This window comes from Pseudomonas sp. P5_A2_2 (genome assembly GCF_054177685.1).
The window spans coordinates 1-3,316 of record NZ_JBGCUL010000500.1 but is presented as its reverse complement, the minus strand read 5'-3'; the positions used below and the strand labels follow the sequence as shown (position 1 = coordinate 3,316).

General features: G+C 48.0%; 4 protein-coding genes. 1 reads left to right on the top strand and 3 read right to left on the bottom strand.

Going from position 1 to position 3,316, the window contains the following annotated elements:
- Nucleotides 1-183, bottom strand: a 183-nt coding sequence (locus ACXRVY_RS21190) for a hypothetical protein (RefSeq protein ID WP_458238165.1), incomplete at its 3' end; no start/stop codon positions are given.
- A 259-nt stretch (nt 184-442) separates the two neighbouring features.
- A complete protein-coding gene (locus tag ACXRVY_RS21185) occupies nt 443-952 on the bottom strand; it encodes a hypothetical protein (RefSeq protein ID WP_223457602.1) in 510 nt (169 codons plus the stop codon).
- A gap of 245 nt (nt 953-1,197) precedes the next feature.
- Here ACXRVY_RS21185 and ACXRVY_RS21180 point away from each other — a divergent pair, with 245 nt between their 5' ends.
- Nucleotides 1,198-1,818 (top strand): tyrosine-type recombinase/integrase, encoded by a 621-nt coding sequence (locus ACXRVY_RS21180; protein ID WP_458238164.1) that lies wholly within the window; start codon nt 1,198-1,200, stop codon nt 1,816-1,818.
- A gap of 769 nt (nt 1,819-2,587) precedes the next feature.
- Here the strand turns inward: ACXRVY_RS21180 and ACXRVY_RS21175 are convergent.
- Nucleotides 2,588-3,067: a DUF6882 domain-containing protein gene (locus ACXRVY_RS21175; RefSeq protein WP_223457604.1), complete on the bottom strand. Its 480-nt coding sequence runs from the start codon at nt 3,065-3,067 to the stop codon at nt 2,588-2,590.
- Nucleotides 3,068-3,316 lie beyond the last annotated feature (249 nt).

Here is a 3,316-nt window from a genome sequence, read left to right as displayed (position 1 = left end):
AGCGAAAAACAACCAGGCAAATAAAATAATCTCTATTACAACCATAACAGCCAGCGCCCTATTAAAAAGCACTAATGCTTCACCTACATGTTTTCCTGCAGCCTTTCTGTAATCGACAAATGAGTGGGTCGCGAATGCCAGCGCGGGTATGAAACCTAACAAGAACACCGCGAAATCAGCCATTAGCTACACTCCTCTATTCTTTCTTTAAGGAGGCTCATATCAACTTGCAAGGTGCTTGCCGCGAGTTGAAAGCCCCATAACGCTCAGCGCCAAGTTATCGCGAAAGCCCCCTATCCTCGGGCTTTTAAACCCATTATTAGCTTAATCGTTAGATACCCTATGCCAAAATAAACCCTAGTTAATAACTGGCGCCGAACCCTCTGGAGTACTTAGGTAAGACAAGACACTGGAAATAGCATCTACTGTTTTCTGATCCACTTTAACTCTTCCTTGCCCTCTTTAAAAAGCAAGCAGAAACGCTAAGCACAAAAAAACCAACGACACCGTATATCCAAAAACTAATTCTATTACCGGTAGCCTGCCTCTCTTCCGACATCGCCCTACTGATAATTTCTTTCCCCTCCACCACCAAAACGACCAATTTTTTCTGCTCTATTGCAGGAAAAACTTTCTGATCATACCAAAAAACACTCGCATGCCTGCCCAACAACTCAGAACTTTTTTGCTTCGTGATGCAATCCGAAAACCCTCTCAATCTCGAAGCACAGGTGAACAAATACACATCCTCGCCATCGGTAATTTTCGTCATGAGCTTACCGCTAACCCATTCCTCCGAAAGCACACCTGACGACTCATTCAATGTATTTGGAATCTGTGATGACAGCTGATACCACAACATAATAATCACAAACCCGAAATAACCAACAGCACTAGTTATCGCATAATTTTTATAGGAATCTCTAGAACGATTTGATGCATTAGTACCCATTCTTTTCTCCGCCACCAAAATAAGAATGTTTCGACTTTCAGCGTAACTGGCTGTCCGGCATGTACAAATCTGATGTCTTTTTTTCCAGCATAGCTTCAATTTCAATCGGTGATCCTTGGGCACGATCGCCATCAACGGTTAAGCCCCTGTCACTACGCCCCCGACTGCCCGACTTGGGTCGGATTGCGCCCCTCACTCACTGTGACTGATCCACCCTTATCCTCCCTCAACGTGGAGGATCAGCCATGAACACTAATGCCGCACACAGCCATCAGCCTTGGAACAAGGGAAAGATTGTCGGGCAGAAAGCACCACTTCGAGTCAGAGATATCTGGGCCATTCGGGTCAGACTCCAGCTCGCGGAGAAGACACGGGATTTGGCACTCTTCAACTYGGCTATCGACAGCAAACTGCGTGCGTGTGACTTAACCAAGCTGCGAGTGCGAGATATAGCCCATGGAGAACATGTGTCGTCACGGGCCATCGTGATGCAGCAGAAAACCCAGCATCCAGTGCAATTTGAAATCACTGAGCAAACCAGAACGGTTCTAGAGGCTTGGATGCATCGGGCCCACCTTAGAAGTGAGGACTTCTTGTTTCCAACCCGGCTGCACGACTCAGAACACCTATCGACCAGACAATACGCTCGAATAGTGAAAGCTTGGGTGACCGCCATTGGACTTGACCCAACCATGTACGGTACTCACACGCTAAGGAGAACCAAGGCATCGTTGATCTATCGCAGAACGAAAAACCTGAGAGCTGTCCAACTCCTGCTTGGTCATACGAAGCTTGAAAGCACCGTCAGATACCTGGGAATCGAGGTCGATGATGCCCTGGAAATGGCGGAACAGACTGAAGTMTGAGCATCCATAGTGACGGTCGATGCTAGACCGTCGCTATTCGACCCAAAGTACTCCTTCCCTATGGTGGCGCTTTCAGCACGGTTGGGCGTCTAGGGGGAGGGCTGTAACGTTCTACCTCTCGAATGTACTCGCGCGCTTCGCGAAAATAGTAGCGCATCAAATGAGTTCGCAGGTTCTGTCGTAGACGCCAAGTACTGTATGCACTAGCGCAAAGAAAGACAAAAAAATATATCCATTCATTAGTGCCAGATAAAAATATAGCCAGACAAGTAAGCAGTATGAAAATTAATTGATCAGATGTATTGAGCCATCCGCTGTCTATTCCCCGCTTTCTCAGGGTACGAAGCAACCACCTATACATGGCGAAAAAAAGTGCACTCAAGGAAAAGAATACGAGCCCTATAATCCAGCTTCCTGGTATGGGCGAAAAAAAGAAACTGACCCCAAAGCCCGCAAGGATAATGCTTGTGGCGAATGCACCAAGAAGAGCATCCCACTGTTGATCAGCGTAGCGATACAGCCGTCGTTTGATCTCGGCCCGGTGTATCTCGTGATAGCGAGGGTTCATAGGCCTAACCTAGGCTAGCTAGCCAGAAAACAAAAACGTGCCTTTGTTTGCCAAGTGTATGGTAGGTAGTGCTTTTGTCCAGGTTGTGCTCCCTACACGGAAGAGAATGAGGGATTGTCGCTTCTGGCCGGTCTCAGCCGGTGGCGATCGGCTTAAGTCGACCCATAGCAGTCCCTGGCGATTGGTGGCTAACCAAACACTTCAGTCGCCAAGAACCTTTATAGACGTGATTGCCAGATAGTAGTTGGGGCCCTCGGATGAAGCTGGTGCCAGGTAGCACCCTTCGGCCTTTAAGTAATGAACCGCCAAGGCTGCCAACTCCCATGCCATCGTTTCGTCTTGAATTGAAAATGCCTGTTCGTTCCCAAATAGATCAATCCCCGTAATGGCTTGGAGTTGCTTCAGTGGGAGCGCTGCTTGGCGTAATGCAGGTTCAATCGAGGGATTGCTCCATGCCCATTTCCAACTACACGTTTTGATCGAAAAGCTTCCTATCCTCACGACCTCTGCCTCGACTACCAGCCTGTCACTGTTATTGAAGAATTGGAGTGTGCCAGTGCTTTGCTCAAACCCCCAGCGCGCCCACTCTCCTAGCGCATAAATCCGGGTTAGCTCCGCTTGTTTCAGTGACAGTTCATCCGTCACCATCATCAGAAGTGTTTCAAATTCATCGTCTGTCATAGATTCCCTCAGGTGAATTTTTCCGAGTGTGAACCAGATTTCATCACATACTGAATCGCCTCTGGTAGAGGACATCCGTTGGCGTCCGCTATTGGCCGATTCTGTTGAAAAAGTCGACCATGGTTTGCGCAGCAGAAAAGTATGCGTCCGAGATTGAAATCTTTACTTTCGACAGAGGCTTGCGGACTCGGATTTCACGTAGCAGTGTGCAAAAAAGGCGTTTTAACCAGTCGATGACCGGGCTGTTTG